This is a genomic window from Albibacillus kandeliae, from assembly GCF_003116585.1.
GTDB classification, from domain to species: Bacteria; Pseudomonadota; Alphaproteobacteria; order Rhodobacterales; family Rhodobacteraceae; genus Albibacillus; species Albibacillus kandeliae.
This window is the reverse complement of sequence record NZ_QEHM01000001.1, coordinates 838256-858379: the sequence shown is the minus strand read 5'-3', so window position 1 is coordinate 858379 and position 20124 is coordinate 838256. Positions and strand designations below refer to the sequence as shown.

Annotated in this window: 17 protein-coding genes, 1 tRNA gene and 1 pseudogene; 9 read left to right on the top strand and 10 right to left on the bottom strand. The window is 65.9% G+C overall.

The window, feature by feature from the left end; all coding sequences use genetic code 11:
• Window positions 1-17 precede the first annotated feature (17 nt).
• From DDT93_RS04030 to recA, 4 genes and pseudogenes are all read right to left on the bottom strand, one after another.
• A complete protein-coding gene (locus tag DDT93_RS04030; protein ID WP_109464751.1) occupies window positions 18-338 on the bottom strand; it encodes a DUF1330 domain-containing protein in 321 nt (106 codons plus the stop codon).
• A 3-nt stretch (window positions 339-341) separates the two neighbouring features.
• Window positions 342-605, bottom strand: a pseudogene (locus tag DDT93_RS26705) (DUF1330 domain-containing protein); the annotation flags it as partial.
• Between the two features lie 3 nt (window positions 606-608).
• Window positions 609-3284 carry an alanine--tRNA ligase gene (gene alaS, locus DDT93_RS04025; protein WP_109464491.1) on the bottom strand — a complete coding sequence of 892 codons (2676 nt, stop codon included), beginning with the start codon at window positions 3282-3284 and terminating at the stop codon, window positions 609-611.
• A 130-nt stretch (window positions 3285-3414) separates the two neighbouring features.
• Window positions 3415-4485 (bottom strand): recombinase RecA, encoded by a 1071-nt coding sequence (gene recA, locus DDT93_RS04020; protein ID WP_109464490.1) that lies wholly within the window; start codon window positions 4483-4485, stop codon window positions 3415-3417.
• A gap of 192 nt (window positions 4486-4677) precedes the next feature.
• On the opposite strand from recA, the gene DDT93_RS04015 reads away from it, so the two are divergent.
• Window positions 4678-5271 carry a gamma-glutamyl kinase gene (locus DDT93_RS04015; RefSeq protein WP_109464489.1) on the top strand — a complete coding sequence of 198 codons (594 nt, stop codon included), beginning with the start codon at window positions 4678-4680 and terminating at the stop codon, window positions 5269-5271.
• 49 nt (window positions 5272-5320) lie between these two features.
• Here DDT93_RS04015 and DDT93_RS04010 read toward each other — a convergent pair whose 3' ends face one another.
• The 3 genes from DDT93_RS04010 to guaB form a co-directional block, all read right to left on the bottom strand.
• Window positions 5321-7618 (bottom strand): hybrid sensor histidine kinase/response regulator, encoded by a 2298-nt coding sequence (locus DDT93_RS04010; protein WP_232825360.1) that lies wholly within the window; start codon window positions 7616-7618, stop codon window positions 5321-5323.
• Between the two features lie 115 nt (window positions 7619-7733).
• Window positions 7734-8900: an RsmB/NOP family class I SAM-dependent RNA methyltransferase gene (locus DDT93_RS04005; RefSeq protein WP_109464487.1), complete on the bottom strand. Its 1167-nt coding sequence runs from the start codon at window positions 8898-8900 to the stop codon at window positions 7734-7736.
• A 5-nt stretch (window positions 8901-8905) separates the two neighbouring features.
• Window positions 8906-10354 (bottom strand): IMP dehydrogenase, encoded by a 1449-nt coding sequence (gene guaB / locus DDT93_RS04000; protein WP_109464486.1) that lies wholly within the window; start codon window positions 10352-10354, stop codon window positions 8906-8908.
• A gap of 302 nt (window positions 10355-10656) precedes the next feature.
• Between guaB and DDT93_RS03995 the strand changes: the two genes are divergently transcribed.
• From DDT93_RS03995 to DDT93_RS03985, 3 genes are all read left to right on the top strand, one after another.
• Window positions 10657-12696, top strand: a complete 2040-nt coding sequence (locus DDT93_RS03995; protein ID WP_109464485.1) for an ASKHA domain-containing protein — start codon at window positions 10657-10659, stop codon at window positions 12694-12696.
• Between the two features lie 93 nt (window positions 12697-12789).
• A complete protein-coding gene (locus tag DDT93_RS03990; protein WP_109464484.1) occupies window positions 12790-14184 on the top strand; it encodes a T6SS phospholipase effector Tle1-like catalytic domain-containing protein in 1395 nt (464 codons plus the stop codon).
• A 23-nt stretch (window positions 14185-14207) separates the two neighbouring features.
• Window positions 14208-14281 (top strand) — tRNA-Gly (locus DDT93_RS03985).
• A gap of 50 nt (window positions 14282-14331) precedes the next feature.
• On the opposite strand, the gene DDT93_RS03980 is transcribed toward DDT93_RS03985, so the two are convergent.
• Entirely contained in the window at window positions 14332-14751 is a 420-nt protein-coding gene (locus DDT93_RS03980) for a PaaI family thioesterase (protein WP_109464483.1), read from the bottom strand.
• A 58-nt stretch (window positions 14752-14809) separates the two neighbouring features.
• Between DDT93_RS03980 and DDT93_RS03975 the strand changes: the two genes are divergently transcribed.
• The 4 genes from DDT93_RS03975 to gluQRS all read left to right on the top strand — a co-directional run bounded on the left by DDT93_RS03975 (window position 14810) and on the right by gluQRS (window position 18717).
• On the top strand, window positions 14810-15595 hold the full coding sequence (locus DDT93_RS03975) for an enoyl-CoA hydratase (RefSeq protein WP_109464482.1): 786 nt from the start codon (window positions 14810-14812) through the stop codon (window positions 15593-15595).
• A gap of 248 nt (window positions 15596-15843) precedes the next feature.
• On the top strand, window positions 15844-17199 hold the full coding sequence (trmFO, locus tag DDT93_RS03970) for a methylenetetrahydrofolate--tRNA-(uracil(54)-C(5))-methyltransferase (FADH(2)-oxidizing) TrmFO (protein WP_109464481.1): 1356 nt from the start codon (window positions 15844-15846) through the stop codon (window positions 17197-17199).
• A gap of 22 nt (window positions 17200-17221) precedes the next feature.
• Window positions 17222-17836, top strand: coding sequence for a class I SAM-dependent DNA methyltransferase (locus tag DDT93_RS03965; protein ID WP_109464480.1), 615 nt, complete (start codon window positions 17222-17224; stop codon window positions 17834-17836).
• Entirely contained in the window at window positions 17833-18717 is an 885-nt protein-coding gene (gluQRS, locus tag DDT93_RS03960; protein WP_109464479.1) for a tRNA glutamyl-Q(34) synthetase GluQRS, read from the top strand. The genes DDT93_RS03965 and gluQRS overlap by 4 nt, the downstream gene beginning before the upstream one ends.
• A 6-nt stretch (window positions 18718-18723) precedes the next feature.
• Here gluQRS and hisI read toward each other — a convergent pair whose 3' ends face one another.
• Entirely contained in the window at window positions 18724-19089 is a 366-nt protein-coding gene (hisI, locus tag DDT93_RS03955; RefSeq protein ID WP_109464478.1) for a phosphoribosyl-AMP cyclohydrolase, read from the bottom strand.
• A gap of 111 nt (window positions 19090-19200) precedes the next feature.
• On the opposite strand from hisI, the gene DDT93_RS03950 reads away from it, so the two are divergent.
• Window positions 19201-19653 (top strand): iron-sulfur cluster assembly scaffold protein, encoded by a 453-nt coding sequence (locus tag DDT93_RS03950; RefSeq protein ID WP_109464477.1) that lies wholly within the window; start codon window positions 19201-19203, stop codon window positions 19651-19653.
• 291 nt (window positions 19654-19944) lie between these two features.
• Here the strand turns inward: DDT93_RS03950 and DDT93_RS27040 are convergent, their stop codons facing one another.
• The gene (locus DDT93_RS27040; protein ID WP_269800940.1) at window positions 19945-20067 is read right to left on the bottom strand and encodes a hypothetical protein; all 123 of its coding nucleotides are present in this window, start codon (window positions 20065-20067) and stop codon (window positions 19945-19947) included.
• Window positions 20068-20124 lie beyond the last annotated feature (57 nt).

The following is a 20124-nucleotide window of genomic DNA, read 5'->3' as shown; positions in this document are numbered from 1 at the left end:
CGCCGCGTTCAATCCCGCTATCCGTTAATCTCGACCACCAGCAGGTCACGCTCGGACGCGCCGCGCGCGTGGGCGAGCCCGGCCTGGTAGGCGTCGGAGTGGTAGCATTCGACCGCGCGGGCGCGGGTCGGGAAGATCGCAACGACGTTGCGGGCGCGGTCCTTGCCTTCCATCTGCTGGTAGCGGCCTGCGCGGGCGATGAAACGCCCGTCATGCGCGGCGATGGCCGGACCGGCGAGCGCGGCATACTTGCTGTAGGCCTCTTCGTCGGTAACCGTCACATGGGCGATCCAGAGCGCGCCGGGCTGATCGAGCGGATCGTCCTCGCATTCGACGATGCAGACGTCCCGCTGCGCCGCACCCGCCGCAGGCGCGTGTGCCGCGTGGTAGCCCTCGGAAGTGTAGCAGGCCACCGCCTCTTCCAGGCTCGGGAAGCGGATGACCACGTGGCGGGGATGCTCGTGGCCTTCAAGCTGCGTGTAGGGCGCGCTGCGGGCGATGAAGCGCCCGCCATGTGCCGCGATCACCGGCCCCGCCAGCTTGCCGTACTGGGCGTAGCTCTCCGGGTCGGTAACGGTGGAGTTCGAGATCCAGAGTGCGGCCATGGGTCAGCCTCCGATCACGGTTTCGGCCGCCTTGATGGCCGCGTCGGCGTTCTCGGTGCTGGCCCCACCGCCCTGCGCCATGTCGGGACGGCCACCGCCGCCCTTGCCGCCCAGCTCTCCGACCGCCGCGCGTACGAGATCGACCGCCGAGACCTTGTCGGCAAGGTCCGCCGTGACGCCGGCCGCAACCGCGGCCTTGCCGCCGGTATCGGCGATCAGCAGCACAGCGCCGGAGCCGAGCCGCGACTTGTGCTCGTCGATCAGCGCGGGCAGGTCCTTGCCCGAGACGCCCGAGAGCACCTGGGCATGGAACTTGACGCCGTTGACGTCACGCGCCTCGGCCGGGGCACCCTGCCCCGCGCCGCCGAACATCGCCAGTTCGCGGCGCAGCTGGGCCACCTCGTTGCTGAGCGCCTTGCGCTCGTCCATCAGGGCCTTGACCCGTTCGGCCACTTCATCACGACCGACCTTCAGCAGGCCCTCGATCTCGGACAGGCGTTCGTCGCGGCCCCGGAGCTCGGTCATCGCGGCTGCGCCGGTCAGCGCCTCGATCCGGCGGACCCCCGCGGAAGACGCGGATTCAGAGGTCAGGGCAAAGGCGCCGATGTCACCCGTGCGCTCGACATGGGTGCCGCCGCAGAGCTCGATCGAATAGGTCTTGCCGTCGGTGCCCTTGCCGGTATCGGCGCGGCCCATCGAGACCACGCGCACCTCGTCGCCGTACTTTTCGCCAAAGAGCGCCTGGGCGCCGATGGCGCGGGCGTCGTCGGGCGTCATGATCCGGGTCATGACCGCGCTGTTTTGGCGGATATAGGCGTTCACGTCACGCTCGACCTGGCGCAACTCGTCCTTGCTCATCGCCTTGGCGTGGCTGAAGTCGAAGCGAAGCCGGTCCGGCGCGTTCAGCGAGCCGCGCTGCGCCACGTGGTCGCCAAGCGTCTCTCGCAAGGCTTCATGCAGCAGGTGCGTCGCCGAGTGGTTCGCACGGATCATGCTCCGGCGGTGATGATCGACCTCCAAGGCCACGGCATCGCCCGCGGTGATGGTGCCATGCACGACATTCACCTTGTGAATGGAGAGCTTGCCGCCTGCCATCTTCTGGGTGTCGGTCACCTCGGCGTAATCGTCCTCGTCCTGCAGACGGCGGATCCAGCCGGTGTCGCCCACCTGGCCACCGGACTCCGCATAGAACGGGGTCTGGTTGGTCACGATGTAGCCGGTCGCCCCCGCAGTCAACGCGTCGACCTGATTCATCTTGTCGTCGACGAGGGCCACGACCTGACCCTCGGCGGTCTCGGTGTCGTAGCCGAGGAAGTCGGTGGCGCCGTCAGCCTCGTAAAGATCGTACCAGACGGTTGCATCGGCGGCTTCACCCGAACCGGCCCACGCGGCGCGGGCCTTGGCCTTCTGCTCGGCCATGGCGACGTCGAAGCCGCTGGTGTCGACGGTCAGCCCCTTCTCGCGCAGGGCATCCTGCGTGAGGTCGAGCGGGAAGCCGTACGTATCGTAGAGCTTGAATGCGGCCTCGCCCGGGAGTTCCTTGCCCTGACCCAGCAGAAGGACCTCGTCGTCCAGCAGCTTGAGGCCACGGTCCAGCGTCTGCTTGAACCGGGTTTCCTCGAGCTTCAGCGTTTCCTCGATCAGCGGCTGCGCGCGGACCAGTTCCGGATAGGCGGCGCCCATCTGGCGGACCAGCGCCGGCACCAGCCGGTGCATCAGCGGATCCTTGGCGCCCAGCAGATGCGCGTGGCGCATGGCACGGCGCATGATCCGGCGCAGCACATAGCCGCGCCCGTCGTTCGAGGGCATCACGCCATCGGCCAGCAGGAAGGAGGTCGACCGCAGGTGGTCGGCGATCACCCGGTGATGGGTCTTGCCGGGACCGTCTGGATCGGTCGAGGTGGCATCGGCGCTGGCCTCAATCAGCGAACGGATGAGGTCGGTGGCATAGTTGTCGTTGGTACCCTGCAGCAGCGCCGCAACCCGCTCGATCCCCATGCCGGTGTCGATGCTCTGGGCCTCCAGCTCGCGGCGGGTGCCGTCCTCGAACTGCTCGTACTGCATGAAGACGAGGTTCCAGATCTCGACGAAGCGGTCACCGTCTTCCTCGGGCGATCCCGGAGGGCCGCCCCAGTACTTGTCGCCGTGGTCATAGAAGATCTCGGTGCAGGGACCACAGGGACCGGTGGGGCCCATCATCCAGAAGTTGTCGTTGGTGGCGATGCGGATGATCCGGTCTTCGGGCACGCCGGTCTTCTTCCAGATCTCGGCCGCCTCGTCATCGGTGTGGTACACGGTCACGTAGAGCCGCGACTTGTCGATGCCGAACTCCTTGGTCACCAGTTCCCATGCAAATGGGATCGCGTCGGACTTGAAGTAGTCGCCGAACGAGAAATTCCCCAGCATTTCAAAGAAGGTATGGTGACGCGCCGTATAGCCGACGTTGTCCAAGTCGTTATGCTTGCCCCCGGCACGCACGCATTTCTGCGCCGTGGTCGCGCGCTTGTAATCGCGTGTCTCGACCCCGGTGAACAGGTTCTTGAACTGCACCATTCCCGAGTTCGCGAACATCAGTGTCGGATCGTTCCGCGGCACCAGCGGGCTGCTGTCGACCACTTCGTGGCCGTTCTTGGCAAAGTAGCCGAGGAAGGTGGATCGGATATCGTTCAGCGTGCGCATAGCTTCTGGCTCTTTTGGACGTTTGGGCCGGTTTATCCGTCCGCCCCTCCACTGTCCATAAGCCTGCCCGCAAAACACGACGGGCGGACCGATCCGGTCCGCCCGCCAGCATTGGGTCCGTTGGACGGCCTCAGGCTTCGAGGATGTCCTCGTCGCTGCTGTCGCCGTCGTCCATGTGGAAGTCGAGACCGTGCGAGGCGCGGATCTTGTCTTCGATCTCAAGCGCGATCTGCGAATTGTCCCTCAGGAACTGCTTGGCATTCTCGCGGCCCTGGCCGATGCGCTCATCCCCGTAGGAGAACCATGCGCCGGATTTGTTGACCACGCCCGCGGCGACGCCCAGATCCAGCAGTTCGCCAGTCTTGGAGATGCCCTCGCCGTACATGATGTCGAATTCCACCTGCTTGAACGGCGGCGCCACCTTGTTCTTGACGACCTTCACGCGGGTTGCGTTGCCGACCACCTCGTCACGGTCCTTGATCGCGCCGATGCGTCGGATGTCGAGACGGACCGAGGAGTAGAATTTGAGGGCGTTACCGCCGGTGGTGGTTTCGGGCGAACCGAACATCACGCCGATCTTCATGCGGATCTGGTTGATGAAGATCACCATGCACTTGGAACGGCTGATGGACCCGGTCAGCTTGCGCATGGCCTGGCTCATCAGGCGGGCCTGAACGCCCACGCTGGAATCGCCCATGTCGCCTTCGAGTTCGGATTTCGGAGTCAGGGCCGCAACCGAGTCGACGATGACCATGTTCACCGCGCCCGAGCGCACCAGCGTATCGGTGATCTCCAGCGCCTGCTCGCCGGTGTCGGGCTGCGAGATCAGCAATTCGTCGAGGTCGACGCCCAGCTTGCGGGCATACTGCGGGTCCAGCGCGTGCTCGGCATCGACAAAGGCGCAGACGCCGCCCTTCTTCTGCTGTTCCGCGATGCAGTGCAGCGTCAGCGTGGTCTTGCCCGAGCTTTCAGGACCGTAGATCTCGATGATCCGCCCCATCGGCAGGCCGCCGATGCCAAGCGCGATATCGAGGCCGAGAGAGCCGGTCGAGCTCGACTCGATCTCGGCGATCGGGTTGTCCGATCCGAGTTTCATGATCGAGCCCTTGCCGAACTGCCGCTCGATCTGCGCCAGCGCGCTTTCAAGGGCCTTCTGCTTGTCCGCGCTCTTCTTGCTGTCCATTGTCAAAAGATCCGCCATCGTCCTGTTCCCTATCTTATTGTCACACCCGAAGACGGGCGGCAATCGCTGCTTTGTTCGCCTCTTGTTCTATATGAGACCAAAAAGAGAACATTACAACAGAATTTTCCTCCTCCCCACTGTGCTCCGCTTTGGTTAAGAAGTAGTTTACCCAGACCATCCCGTGGCGGGACCGAGGAGAGACCGGACCATATGCTTGTTTTCACTAAGGAAAGACTGGCGTTCCTCGCCGTTCCGAAAACCGGGTCCACGGCCTATCACTCCGCTCTTGCCGCGCGCGCCGACATGGTCGTGACCGCGCCGCCCGAGCTGAAACATGCGAACCTGTTCCGCTACGACAGGTTTTTCCGGCCGATGTTCGAGAAGGTCTGCCGGGCCGATCTGGAAACGCTGGCCGTGATGCGCGAACCGCTGAGTTGGCTGGGCAGCTGGTATCGCTACCGCCAGCGTGACGGATTGGCAGGAACGCCGAACTCCACGGCCGGGATGAGTTTTGACGACTTCGTGCTGGCCTACATGCAAGATGACACGCCCGGCTTTGCGACCGTCGGCAGCCAGGCCAAGTTCCTGGAACCACGCAAGAACGGAGCGCCGATCACCCATCTCTTCCGCTACGAGGACCGCGCTCCTCTCGACCGTTTCCTCGAAGAGCGGCTGGGGGTGACCCTCGACCTCAAGCGCGAGAACGTCTCGCCTCCGGGCGGCACGCTGATCTCTCTCGACGTGGAGGAGCGCTATCGCAGCAAGTTTGCACATGAGTACGAGCTGTACGAAAGCATCCGTTAATCGCGCTGAGGTTTGACCTCAACTGCGCCATCCAAGAGACTGAAATGGTTTAGTTCATCTGTTGATGAACCGTATCCGTCAGCTGGCTCAGAGAGAAGGGTTTCGGCAGGAAGACCGAGTTCGGGATCTTTGCCCCGCCATCGGTAAAGGCCCCCTCGGCGTAACCCGAGACAAAGACAACCCGCACATCGGGCCTCGTTTGGAGCGCACGGCGGACCCAGCTTGGCCCGTCCATGCCCGGCATCACCACGTCGGTCACGAAGACATCGACCGAGAGGTCAGGGTCCTCCAGCATGTGGAGCGCGTCCTCAGCACAATCCGCCTCCAGCACCGTATATCCGCGCAACCGCAAGGCGCGAGAGGCGAAGGCGCGCACCGGCGCCTCGTCTTCCACCAGAAGGACAACGCCCTCGCCATGCGTCGGGGAAATGCTGCGCACGGGCGGCGGCGCCGGTTCGGGTGCATCCCGGCGCGGGTCGTAGACCGGGAAGTAGATGGTGAAGGTGCTGCCCCGGCCCAGCTGGCTGTCGGCGAAGATGAACCCGCCCGTCTGCTTGACGATCCCGTAAACAGTTGAGAGCCCCAGCCCCGTGCCCTCGCCCGTGCGCTTGGTGGTGTAGAAAGGTTCGAACACCTTCGGCAGCTTGTCGGTGGCGATGCCCTCACCCTCGTCCGCAACGGTGACGGTGACGTACTCGCCCGCCGGAATCGTCGCGCGGTCGCGCACCAGCGGTTCGGCCAGCGTGACCACCCGGGTCTCGATCCGTATGTCCCCTCCCTTTGGCATCGCGTCGCGGGCGTTGACCACGAGGTTCATCATGACTTGTTCCAACTGACGCTTGTCCGCCCGGATCGGCCGCAACACCGGGTCGTGGCTGAGCGTCAGTTCGACCTTTTCGCCCACCAGCCGGTTCAGCAGATGCGTCAGGTCCGCCATCGTATCGCGCAGGTCCAGCACCTCGGGCCTGAGGGTCTGCTTGCGCGAGAAGGCCAGCAACTGCCCCACCAGCGCCGCCGCGCGGTTTGCGTTCTGGTTGATCTGGACGAGGTCGCCGTAATCGCGGTCGCCCTGGTCATGGCGCAACAGCAGCAGGTCGCAGTGGCCCGAAATGGCGGTCAGCAGGTTGTTGAAGTCATGGGCCACCCCACCCGCGAGCTGACCGATGGCCTGCATCTTCTGGCTCTGCACGAATTGCGCCTCCAGCGTCTTGAGTTCGGTTGCATCGTTCAGCACGGCAATCGCCACGGTCTCGGCATTCTCCTGCACGCGGTTCAGGGTCACCTGAACATAGGTCTCGCGGTCGGGACGCATCAACCGCAGAAACTCGCTGCACTGGGTCAGATCACCGGCGATGATATCGCGCAGCAGGTCGTCTATCGGTCGCCCCAGCCCCTCCATCACGTCCGAAATCGCCACGTCTTCCTCTCCGGGCGCGATGGAGAGCAGACGTGTGGCGATTCGGTTCGCGGCCAGAATCCGCCCCGAGGCGGCGATCTTGAGCAGCGGCACCGGCAGCGCTTCGAAATGTGCAGTGTAGTCGGCGCCGTGGCCGGGATCGAGCGGCAGAAGGAACAGCTCTCGCCGCCCGCCGCCGCCATGTTCGGCCACCACCACCTCTATAGGCCCGCGCGCGGTCGTGATCGCGTTGATCGCGCCCGGGCACACCGGCAGGGACTGGAAGACGCCCTCCAGCGCCTTGACCCGCGCGCCGATCAGCACTCGGGCGGCTTCGTTCATGAACAGGATCGCCCCCGAGCGCCCGACGGTCAGCAAGGGCACCGGCAGCGCCTCGGCGCCACGGGCGCTCTGGCCGCGGTCCGACAGTTCCTCAATCCGCCAGAGCAGCGCCGTGGCCTCGACCTGATGCACCGAGAGCCGCAGGATCCCGTTGCGTGTCGCCACGTCTTCCCGCGCCTGCCCCTCGGTGGCCGCCTGCGCCTGCAACCGGTTAAGGATGGCGGAGGGGTTGGCGAAGACCGCGCGCAAGGTCCCGGCCAAGCTCGGCTCGAGGGTCTCGGCATAGCGGCGCGCCGCGGCGGGATTGCGCAGCAGCACCTGTCCCTCATCATCCGTAAGCATCGCGGGAATGCCGTCCTGCGCGAAGAGGATGTCGAAGGCCTGAAGGAATCCCGCGGGCGGCGCCCTGCGTCGGCGCAACAGCACGAGCCCGACCGCGGCGGCCAGCGCCAGCCCAGCGGCAGCGCAAGCCCGGGTCCAGAATCCCGGCGGCGCGACCACGGCGGCGACAAGCCCCAGCCCGGCGGCAAACGACAGCACGACGAGCGCCCGCAGGCCCGGCGCGGGCCGCTGCGGACCCGACGGGCGGGAGGCTGGGCGTCTGAACAACAAAAGGGTCTCCGCGGGCATGGGGAAGTCCACCGGGGATTCACCTTAACGATATTCCCGCTCAGTGGTTAACCATAGGTTAATATCCCCGCGCGGTATCGTGCCCTATGCCGCCTCAACGGCGCTGGAGATGTGCCGAGAAGAACCCGTCGGTCCCCTCGCGCGGGTCCCAGAAATTGCGGTAGGTCACCGACCACCCCGGGGCACCATCGGCGACCCGTTGCACCTGTACGTCGTTCTCATTTGGCAGGATCGAACAGGTGGCATAGGCGACCAGCCCGTCCGGTTTCACGAGCTTCAGCGCCTTCGACAGGATGTCCCGCTGGATCTCCTGCGTCGCCGCCAGTGTCTCGGGCGTCAGCCGCCACTTGCCATCGGGCGACCGGCGCCAGGCACCGCTGCCCGAACAGGGCACATCGCAGAGCACGATGTCGAACGGCCCCGCCGACTCCGGCTCTCCCGTTGTCAGGATCCGGACCTTGGCCCCGGCCCGTTCCGCCCGTGCGGGCAGATCACGCAGGCGCTGGGGCGCGGCATCATGGGCAAAGACCGACAGCTCGCCGCGTGCGGCCACGGCCAGCGTCTTGCCCCCACCGCCCGCGCAATAGTCGAGCACCTTCATCCCCGGGCGCAGCGGCAGGGCATCGACGATGGCCTGGCTGGCGGCGTCCTGCAGTTCGACGCGCCCATCCAGGTAGCACTGGCTGTTGCGCAGGCGGCGCGCGCCCTCGGTGATTTCCAGCGCGGTCGGCGAGGCGGGATGAGGGCGCGTGGCGATGCCCTCTTCCGCCAGGGCTGCCTGCGCCTCTTCGAGCGTTGTCCGGGCGGTGTTGACCCGCAGATGGACGGCGGAGCGGCTCCGCAGCGCCTCTGCCACCTCGGCGGCCTCAGTCCCAAATCCGGATTCGAGCAGCGGCCAGACCCAGTCGGGCACATCGCCCGCCTCGGCGCCCGGAGCGGGCGCGCGGCCCGCTGCGAGTTCCGCCTCGCTCAGCGCTTCCGGCGCGTAGGGCGCGCCTGTGAACAGCTCGTCAGGAGAGAGGCCCGCACTTCGCAGAGCGCCAAGCATCAGGCCCCTGCCCGTCTCCGCTCCACCAAGGGCGGCAAAGGAGCGGCGGCAGCGCAGCGCGTCGAACACGTGGTCACGAATGGCGGCGCGATCCTTGGCCCCCGCGAACCGCGAGCGCCGGGCCCAGCCCGTCAGTTCCTGTTCCGCAGGTGCCCCGGCGAGAATCCGGTCAAGGCAGTCGATTGCCGCCTGAACGCGGGCCGCCGGTGTCATCTGCCTCAGCCGATCCGGTAGTTCGGCGACTCGCGGGTGATCGTCACGTCGTGGACGTGGCTTTCCTTGAGCCCCGCCCCGGTGATCTTCACGAACTGGCAGTTGCGGCGCATTTCTTCGACGGTGGCGCAGCCGGTGTAGCCCATTGCGGCGCGCAGACCGCCGACCAGCTGGTGAATCACCGCGCCTGCAGCACCCTTGTAGGGCACCTGCCCCTCGATGCCCTCCGGAACCAGCTTGTCGCTGGCCGCGTCTTTCTGGAAGTAGCGGTCGGCCGACCCGCGCGCCATGGCGCCAAGCGAGCCCATGCCGCGATAGGATTTGAAGCTGCGGCCCTGGTAGAGGATGACCTCGCCCGGGGATTCGTCGGTGCCCGCGATCATCGAGCCGACCATGGCGCAGGACGCCCCGGCGGCGATGGCCTTGGCGAAGTCGCCCGAGAACTTGATGCCGCCATCGGCGATCACCGGCACGTCACCGGCTGCGCTGGCGCAATCCATGATCGCGGTCAGCTGCGGTACGCCGACCCCCGCCACCATGCGCGTGGTGCAGATCGAGCCCGGCCCGATGCCGACCTTGACCGCATCGGCGCCCGCGTCGATCAGCGCGCGGGTTGCTTCGGCAGTGGCGACGTTCCCGGCGATGACCTGAACATGGTTCGAGATGCGCTTGGCCCGGTCCACGGCCTCGATCACCCCGGCGGAGTGCCCGTGGGCAGTGTCGATCACCACGATGTCGACGCCGGCATCGATCAGCGCCTCGGTCCGTGCAAAGCCGGCATCGCCCACGCCGGTGGCCGCGGCCACGCGCAGGCGGCCGAGGTCGTCCTTGCAGGCTGTGGGGTTCAAAACTGCCTTCTCGGTATCCTTCAGCGTCAGCAGCCCGGTCAGCTTGCCTTTGGCGTCCGTCACCAGCAGCTTCTCGATCCGGCGCGAGCGCATCAGGCTGATGGCCTCGTCGCGGTCGGCGGGCTCTTTCAGGATGGCGAGGTTTTCCGAGGTCATCATCACCCGGACGGGGGTCTCGTCCTTCTGGGCGAAGCGCATGTCACGGTTGGTGACGATGCCGACGACGCGGTGCTGGTCGTCGACCACCGGGAAGCCGGTGAAACCATAGCGCTCGGTCAGCGCCTTGGCATCGGCCAGCGTCTGGTCGGGCGTCAGGGTGACGGGATTGTAGACGATGCCGGATTCGAAGCGCTTCACGCGCCGGACTTCCTGCGACTGGGCCTCGATATCGAGGTTCTTGTGGATGACGCCGATCCCGCCGGCCTGCGCCATGGCGATGGCCATGCGCGCCTCGGTCACAGTGTCCATCGCGCTGGAGAGCAGCGGGATGTTCAGCGAGATGCTGCGCGTCACCCGCGTGCGGGTATCCGCCGTGGACGGCAGCACGGAACTGGCCGCCGGAACAAGAAGAACGTCGTCGAAGGTGAGCGCCTCACGAATCTGCATAATGAATCCCCATGCATACCCCGTTTGACGGCTACCCTATGGCACGGTTTGTCTGGGGGGAAAAGGGCCAACACTATATATATGTGCACGGTCCGGGTTGCGCCCTCGTCATGGCCCGGGCGGACTGGCACGGCGCCGAAGCGGGGGCCAGCCCCCGCACCCCCGGGATACTTGCGACCCAAAGAAGCCATGTGGGGGTCGCAGAATGACGCGGGCAGCGCAGCATTTGCCGCTGGGCGTCTATCGCCGCGCCCGCTAATGCCTATCCTGACGCCGAACGCGTCAGAAAGGCAGATCGCGACATGAGCAGTGACCCCCTCGTCATCTTCACCCCCTCCGGCAAGCGCGGGCGTTTCGCCCCCGGAACCCCGGTGCTTACCGCCGCACGGCAACTCGGGGTAGACTTGGATTCGGTCTGCGGCGGGCGCGGCATCTGCTCGCGCTGCCAGATCACCCCCTCCTACGGCGAGTTCCCGAAGCACGGAGTCACGGTGCGCGCGGATGCGCTTTCGGACTGGAACGCGGTCGAGGAGCGCTACAAGTCCAAGCGCGGGCTAAAGGACGGGCGCCGGCTGGGGTGCCAGGCGCTGATCGAGGGCGACGTGGTGATCGACGTGCCGCCCGAGAGCCAGGTGCATAAGCAGGTGGTGAGAAAGCGCGCCGAGGCGCGCGAGATCACCATGAACCCGGCGGTGCGGCTGTTCTACGTCGAGGTGGCGGAACCAGACATGCACGACCCCTCGGGCGACCTGCAGCGCCTGCGCATGGCGCTGGAGGCGCAGTGGGACCTGAAGGGACTTCAGATCGACCTGTCGATCCTGCAGAAGCTGCAGCCGGTGTTGCGCAAGGGCGGCTGGAGCGTCACCTGCGCCGTGCACCTTGGCACCTCGGCCCTGGCACCGCGCATCCTCGAGGTCTGGCCCGGCTTTCGCGAGGCGCCGGTCTACGGGCTGGCCGTCGATCTCGGATCGACCACCATCGCGGCCCATCTCTGCGACCTGCACTCCGGCGAGGTCGTGGCCTCCTCGGGGATCATGAACCCGCAGATCCGCTTTGGCGAGGACCTGATGAGCCGGGTCAGCTACTCGATGATGAACCCCGGCGGCGCGACCGAGATGACGGCCGCGGTGCGCGACGGGATGAACACGCTCTTCGCCCAGATCGCCGAGGAGGCCAAGATCGCCACTGCCGACATCATGGATGCGGTCTTTGTCTGCAACCCGGTGATGCACCACCTGTTCCTTGGCATCGACCCCTTCGAACTGGGCCAGGCGCCGTTTGCACTGGCCACCTCGGACGCGCTGAACCTGACTGCGCGCGAGATGGGGCTGGACCTGCACGCCTCGGCGCGCATCTACCTGCTGCCCTGCATCGCGGGCCACGTGGGGGCCGACGCCGCCGCCGTGGCCCTGTCGGAGGCGCCAGACAAGTCAGAGGACCTGATGCTCGTCGTCGACGTGGGCACCAATGCCGAGATCCTGCTGGGCAACAAGGAGAAGGTGCTGGCCTGTTCCTCGCCCACCGGCCCGGCTTTCGAGGGGGCGCAGATCTCCTCGGGACAGCGGGCCGCGCCGGGCGCCATCGAGCGGGTCGAGATCGATCCTGTCACCAAGGAACCGCGGTTCCGCGTGATCGGCTGCGACCTCTGGTCGGACGAGGCCGGTTTCCTCGAACAGGTCGGACCGAGCGGGATCACCGGCATCTGCGGGTCCGGTATCATCGAGATGGTGGCCGAGATGCGCATGGCCGGCATCGTTGACGCGCCGGGCCTGATCGGCTCGCCCGAGCAGACCGGGACCGAGCGCTGCATCCTCGAGGGGCGCACCTATTCCTACCTGGTCTGGGACGGCACCGCCGAGGGCGGGCCGCGGATCACCGTCACCAACCGTGACATCCGCGAGATCCAGATGGCCAAGGCCGCGCTCTACTCCGGTGCGCGCCTGCTGATGGACAAGTTCGGCGTGGACCACGTGGACCGCATCGTGCTGGCCGGGGCCTTTGGCGCCCATATCAGCCCCAAGCATGCGATGGTGCTGGGGATGATCCCCGACGCGCCGCTCGACAAGGTCACCTCGGCGGGGAACGCCGCCGGGACCGGCGCGCGCATCGCCCTGCTGAACACCGAGGCACGCAGCCTGATCGAGGAGACGGTGCGCGCGATCCACAAGGTCGAGACCGCGATCGAGCCACGGTTCCAGGAGCATTTCGTCAACGCCTCGAACATCCCGAACTCGGTCGAGCCCTTCCCGATCCTGCGCAGCATCGTCGATCTGCCGGATGCGACCTTCAACCAGGGTGATAGCGGCGACGGAGGCCGCAGGCGCCGCGGGCGGCGGGGCTGATCCACGCGGCGCTCCGGTCCGGAATTCCGGACTAGGAGCGCGCGTCGCGAGGCGACATCATGGCCCCGGGGGACAGCCGGGAACCGCGAGGCCATGAGCGCACGAAAGATCATCATCTGTTTTGACGGCACCGGCAACGAGGTCGGCGACAACGAGAGCAACATCCTCAAGCTCTACAAGGGGCTGGCCCAGACCGACGAGCAGATCGTCCACTACGTGCCCGGGGTCGGCACGCTCGACGGGCCGCGCCTGTTCGGCTCGGCCCTGCTGAACAATACCAAGTCGCTGCTCGGGCTGGCGTTCGGCATGGGGCTGGAAGACGACGTCCTCGACGCCTACCGCTTTCTCTGCAGCACCTACCAGGGGCCCGGCACCAAGGCGGCCCTGCGCCGCCGCCGGGAGGCCGGGATCCGCGCCGCCGCCGATGCGCTGGGGATCGCCCCGCCGCCGGAGGGGGGCAGCGCATCGGACGAGGGTGACCGCATCTACATCTTCGGCTTCTCGCGCGGCGCCTATGCCGCCCGCATCCTTGCCGGGTTCCTGCACAACTTCGGCGTGGTCACCCCGGACAAGCTGCACCTGATTCCCGGCGCTTTCCGCGCCTACCGGCTGGTGACCGACCTCGACCGGAAGCAGCCGGATTCGGTGATCTTCAAGAAACTCCGGCAGTTCGACGAGGTCCTGAGCCCCGATCCCGACGTGCCGATCCGGGCGCTGGGGCTGTTCGACACGGTTGCCTCGATGGCCCGTTTCTCGCGCCCGCTCAGGACGTTCTGGAAGTGGCGCAGCCCGATGGAGCTCGGCACCCATGCCAACGTGATGCGCAACCGTTCTGTCCGCATCGTGCTGCACGCCCAGGCGGTGGACGAGCGCCGCTCGATGTTCCGCGCGCTGCCCTGGGTCCCCTCCGAGTATCACGGCAACCGGTTCAAGACCCCGGCGCGCGAGCGGCGGCAGTATGTCGAGCAGCGCTGGTTCCCCGGCTATCACTCCGACGTGGGCGGCACCCCGCGCGAGTACTACAGCGGTCTTGGTAAGATCACCCTGCTCTGGATGCTCGACCGGCTTGCCGAATTCGAGGCCGAGGCAGACGCGGAGGACAGGCGCGCCAGCGCTCCCGGGTTGGTCCTGAAACAACGCTATCGGCGCGAATTTCTCGAAGGGCGCAACCGGGAGCGCAGGACGCCCGCGGGCGACCCCTTTGCCCAGCCCGACACGCTGGCACCGATGCATCCCTCGATGGCGCCGGGCTGGTGGCCGCTCGAGATCCTGCCCAAGACCACCAAGCGCCGGGAGTGGCCCCAGCGCGGCGGCTGCGGCTGGTACATCCCCTGGGGCGAGCCGCGCCTGATCCCCGGCGACCACGTCATCGACGCCAGCGTTTACGACAGGATGCGGCGCTGGCGGTTCTATCGTCCCGTCAACGTGCCCGCCCTCGACGATATGAACATGAGACCGCTCTCTGGCTACTTGACGCCAGACGGGTGAACGGCTACCTGACGCAGCACGGCGCGGGTATGGTGAAAAGGTATCACGAAAGCTTCCCAAGCTTCAGTTACGGGTTCGATTCCCGTTACCCGCTCCAGCCGTCTCTCCCTTCCGACACCGAACCTATGCGCCGCCTGAGCGCAGCCCCTATCCGGGTGGAATCGCGTAGGTCAGTGTGGCGCGGGCCACCAGTGCCTCCTCTCCGGCCGAGCGCAGGTGAATGTCGCCCACGGCCAGCAGACGCCCGAGTTTCAGCAGCTTTCCCTCGGCAACGAGGTCCGTCCCGGCGGCGGGTTTGCGCATGAAGTCGATCGAGCAGTTGGTGGTCACCGTCAGCGCCTGCCGACCGATCATGCCCAGAACCATGGCATAGACCGAGACGTCGGCCAGAGCGAACATCGACGGGCCCGATACCGTGCCGCCCGGACGCAGGTGCCTGTCGGCCACTTTGAGCCGCATCGTGATCTCCATCGGATCCAGACGGTCGATGACGAAATCGTCGCGGACCTGCGGAAATACCTCGTCCAGGAACGCCATGACTTCCCCGGCGTCGAGCTTCAACCCCATGCTTTTCCTCCCCTTCCAATCGGCCTAGAGTTGGCCCGACTGCAGGCGGGAGGGCAAGATGGCAATTCTGGAACGTCACGACAGCGACGCGGTGGCGCACCTGACCATGAACGCACCGGAGCGGCTGAACGCCCTCTCGGACGAGATGCTGGCCGCGCTGCAGGCGCAGTTCGACACCCTCAGGGACGACCGCAGCATTCGTGCGATCATCCTCTCGGGTGCGGGCAAGGCCTTCTGCGCCGGGCACGACCTCAAGCAGATGACGCAAGGGCGCCAGGCGGAGGATGGCGGCAAGGCCTACTTCGCCGATCTGTTCACCCGCTGCGCGACCATGATGCAGACCATTTCCACCCTGCCGCAGCCGGTGATCGCGCAGGTGCATGGCATTGCCACCGCCGCGGGTTGCCAGCTCGTGGCCTCCTGCGACATGGCGGTAGCGGACACCGAAACACGGTTCGGCGTGAACGGGGTGAACATCGGGTTGTTCTGCTCCACCCCGATGGTGGCGCTGTCGCGCAACATCCCCCGCAAGAAGGCCTTCGAGATGCTGACGACCGGGCGCTTCATCCCGGCTGCCGAGGCGGAATCGCTTGGCCTCGTCAACCGCGTCGTCGCACCCGATCAACTGGCCAGAGAAGCACGAACTCTCGCCCTCGCGGTCGCCGAGAAACTGGGCGCCGCGGTGCAGATCGGGAAACGTGCCTTTTATGACCAAATTCAGATGCCGCTGGACCAGGCCTATGACTACACAGGCGCGGTGATGGTCGAAAACATGCTTTATCGTGACACGATCGAGGGCATTTCGGCCTTTATCGAGAAACGGTCTCCGGATTGGGATCAATAGTTTCCAATTCGCGCTCCGATTGTTTCCTGATCGCAACTTTCAATTCTGGCAACTCTGTGGCAAACGAGTTAAAGGCTTTGGCCCAATACACGTTTGGGTCGCTGCGCGCGGAGGGTCCCTCCACACCGGTCTCTCTCCGGTGCGACTAACCCGGCGCGGCGACCCCAAGCTTTCCCCTCATCATCACAATACGCAACTGCCCACGCAGGCCATTGCCCAGAGCGGCCTGCTGGCCTAAATGGCAGCCCATGACAGACACCCTTCATATCGTCGGCGGCGGCATGGCCGGTTCCGAAGCCGCCTGGCAGGCGGCCAGCATGGGCGTGCCCGTGGTCATCCACGAGATGCGGCCCAAGGTCGAAACCTTCGCGCACCGGACCGGCAACCTGGCCGAGATGGTCTGCTCGAACTCTTTCCGCTCGGACGACAGCGAACAGAACGCCGTCGGGCTGCTGCACTGGGAGATGCGGCAGGCCGAGGGGCTGATCATGCGCGCCGCGGACCAGCACCGCCTGCCCGCCGGCGGAGCTCTCGCGGTAGACCGTGATCCCTTCTCGGAGACGGTAACACAGATCCTGCGGTCGCACCCGCTGATCACGGTCTCCGAACAGGAGATCACCAGCCTGCCCGACAGCGGCCAGTGGATAATCGCCACCGGCCCTCTGACGTCGACCGCGCTGGGTCAGGCCATCCAGGCCGAAACCGGCGCCGAGGCGCTGGCCTTCTTCGACGCCATCGCGCCGATCGTGTACTTCGACAGCATCGACATGTCGAAGGCGTGGATGCAGTCGCGCTATGACAAGGGCGAGACCGAGGAAGAGCGCACCGCCTACCTGAACTGCCCGATGGACAAGGTCCAGTACGAGGCCTTCATCGACGCGCTGCTGGCGGCGGACAAGACCGAGTTCCACGAGGGCGAAACCGCTGGCTATTTCGACGGCTGCCTGCCCATCGAGGTGATGGCGGAACGCGGTCGTGAAACCCTGCGCCACGGCCCGATGAAACCCGTCGGACTGACCAACACGCACCAGCCCGATATCAAGGCGCATGCCGTGGTCCAGCTTCGGCGCGACAATGCGCTGGGCACGCTCTACAACATCGTCGGTTTCCAGACGAAGATGAAGTACGGCGCCCAAACCGATGTTTTCAAAATGATTCCCGGACTGGAGAACGCAAGCTTTGCGCGTCTCGGCGGGATCCATCGCAACACCTTCATCAACTCACCGACCCTGCTGGACGGCCAGATGCGCCTGAAATCACGGCCGAACATCCGCTTCGCCGGGCAGATCACCGGCGTCGAAGGCTATGTTGAAAGCGCCGCGATGGGTCTGCTGGCGGGCCGGATGGCTGCCGCCGGAATCCTCGGGCGCGAAGTGGTGAGCCCGCCGCCCACCACGGCGATGGGCGCGCTGGTGACCCACATCACCGGCGGCGCGGATGCCAAGACCTTCCAGCCGATGAACGTGAACTTCGGTCTCTTCCCCCCGGTCGACGGGCTCAGAGGCGGTCGGCGCGGGCGCAAGGACCGCTACAAGGCCTACACCGACCGCGCCAAGGAAGACTGGAAGGCGTGGCTGGACCAATCCGTGCTGGACGCGGCCTGAGTCCACCCGCTAGCCTCACGGCATGAGCAAGGGATTCCTCGACAAGGCTTACAGCGCTTCGGACGCCGCCGGTGTCCGGAGCCTTTATGACGACTGGGCCCAGAGCTACGACGCCGAGTTGACCGACAACGCCTATGCGACGCCCCGGCGCTGCGCCGAGGCTGTCGCGACCCATCTTGGTGACAAGTCCTTGCCAGTGCTTGATTTCGGCTGCGGCACCGGGCTTTCCGGGCAGGCATTGGCGGCCACCGGTTTCGAAACCATCGACGGCATCGACCTCTCGGCAGAAATGCTGGCACAAGCGCGCGCCAAGCAGGTCTATCGCGACCTCCGGCAGATCGACGGCGGAGCGCCCCTGGGTCATGCCCCCGGCGACTATGCGGCCACGGTCGCCGCTGGCGTCATCGGTGTCGGCGCTGCGCCGGTCACTGTGATCGATCCCATCATGGAAGGTCTGGCGGCTGGCGGACTCTTTGTGCTCTCGCTGAACGATCATGCGCTGGACCTGCCGGAATACGAAGGCGCGCTCGACAGCTGGATCGGATCAGGACGCGCGCGCCTGCTGTTCAAGGAATACGGGCCACACATCCCACGGATCGGGTTGAAAGCCAACGTCTACGTCATTGAGAAATCGTGACTTTCACCACCCGCTTCGCCCCATCTCCGACCGGCCCACTGCACCTTGGCCACGCCTATTCGGCCATGCTCGCGCATGATCTCGCCCAACGGCATGGCGGAACGTTTCTGCTCCGCATCGAGGATATCGACCAGACCCGGGCGCGCCCGCAGTGGGAGGCGCAGATCTATGACGATCTGCATTGGCTCGGGCTCGACTGGCCCACCCCCGTCATGCGGCAATCCGACCGGATGGCGGCCTATGGCGCCACCCTCGACCGACTCTGGGCGCGTGGGCTGCTCTACCCCTGCACCTGCTCGCGCCGCGACATACAGGAGGCCATGTCGGCCCCGCAGGAGGGAGCGCCCATGTTCGGCCCCGACGGGCTGGTCTATCCCGGCACCTGCCGTCTCAGGCGCGACGAAGAAGGCTATGCGCCCGCCGACCACACCCGGCCCGTCGCCGACACCCTGCGCCTCGACATGCACCGCGCTTGGCAGGCACTCGGCACCGACCAACTATCATTCTACGAGGATGGCGCAGGACCCGCAGGCGAAACCGGTCGGATCGACCTGAGCGCAGACCAGATGCAGCGCGACGTCGGCGACGTTGTCCTGGCGCGCAAGGGCATGGGCACGTCTTATCACCTCTCTGTGGTGGTCGACGACGCGGCGCAGGGCATTACCCACGTGGTGCGCGGCCGCGACCTGTTCGAAGCGACCCAGATCCATGTCCTGCTCCAGCACCTGCTGGATGTGCCGGTTCCGCGCTATCACCATCACCGCCTGATCCGCGACGACGCAGGCAAACGGCTGGCCAAACGTGACGACGCCCGCGCCATCGCCAAGTACCGCGAGGACGGGCTATCACCGCAACAAATCAGAGATATGACAGGGCTTTAGCCGATCTTATTCATCCGTCATCGGCGGCATGATCTCGACCTCTTCTCCCGCTCGCACGGCAGTGTAGAAACAACTGCGCCGATTGGTGTGGCAGGCCGGTCCGGTCTGGTTGACCAGAACCAGCAGACAGTCGCGGTCGCAGTCAACGCGCAGCTCGACCAATTCCTGCAGGTGACCCGAGCTTTCGCCCTTGACCCAGAAGCTCTGGCGCGACCGGGACCAGTAGGTCACGCGCCCCGTCTTCAGCGTGCGCGCGACGGATTCAGCGTTCATCCAGGCCATCATCAGCACCTCACCGGAGTCCGCATCCTGTGCGATGGCGGGGATCAGCCCGGCTTCGTTGTAGCTCAGCGTGGCGGGATCGAAGGACATCAGGCAAAACCCTTTGCAATGGCATGTGGCGCGACTATGTATGGTGAACCCGCGCCGAGGGAAAGCCCGGCCCGGTCAAAAGCCTAGCACGACCACGCCAGAAAGAGTCCCATGTCCGGCGACAGCGACCTGATCAAGCTCTACTCGACCCGCATCCTCGCTCTCGCCGCGGATATCCCGCACGGCGAACGGCTGGCCGATCCCGATGCAAGCGTCAAGAAACGCTCTCCGCTCTGCGGCTCGACCGTTACGGTGGACATCAAGGTTACCGATGGCCGGATCACGGACTTTGGCCAGGAGGTGAAGGCCTGTGCTCTCGGTCAGGCCTCCGCCTCTGTTCTGGGCGGTGTCGCCATCGGTGCCTCCCGCAGCCAGATCGAGACAGCGCGGGACCAGCTGAAAGCCATGCTGAAAGAAGGCGGGCCTGTGCCGGACGCTCCCTTTGACGGGCTGGAAGTGCTGCTCCCCGCGCGGGACTACAAGAACCGCCACGCTTCCATCATGCTGGCGCTCGAGGCGACGGCCGAAGCGATGGAAAAGGCCGAGCAGGCCAACTGCGCCTGAGATCTTCGCACGTCGTGTGAGCTCTTCAACCTGATCGGCTGCGGCTACAATCCCCCTACCCGCAAAGAAAAAACCGCCGCACATCCCGGGCGGATGGCGGCGGCAGGTATAGCGTTTCTCATGTGGGACAGGCGCGCGCCTTGGCCGACAGGGGACAGGCAGGCCCGATGGCATCAGAGGTCAAAGATGCAACTGGCGCGGGCCTCATGAGATCGCAGGCAGAAAACGAGGCAGAACTGGTAACGGAAACTCGGGCTCCCGGAGCGGTGCGGACGCACCGGGCAAAGAACGTCAGAGGAGGCCCGGAAGATGCAGGGCAACCATCAGCATGACGATCAGCGCTGTCGCACCGAGCGTATCCTGAACCAGCGTGCGGCGGCTGCGCAGCAGGGCGAACTTGAGGTCGGTCATCATGGCGGGCTCTCCGTGTTGGCGTTCTTGTTGCCCCTTTGTTCTCATCTTTTAACCCAG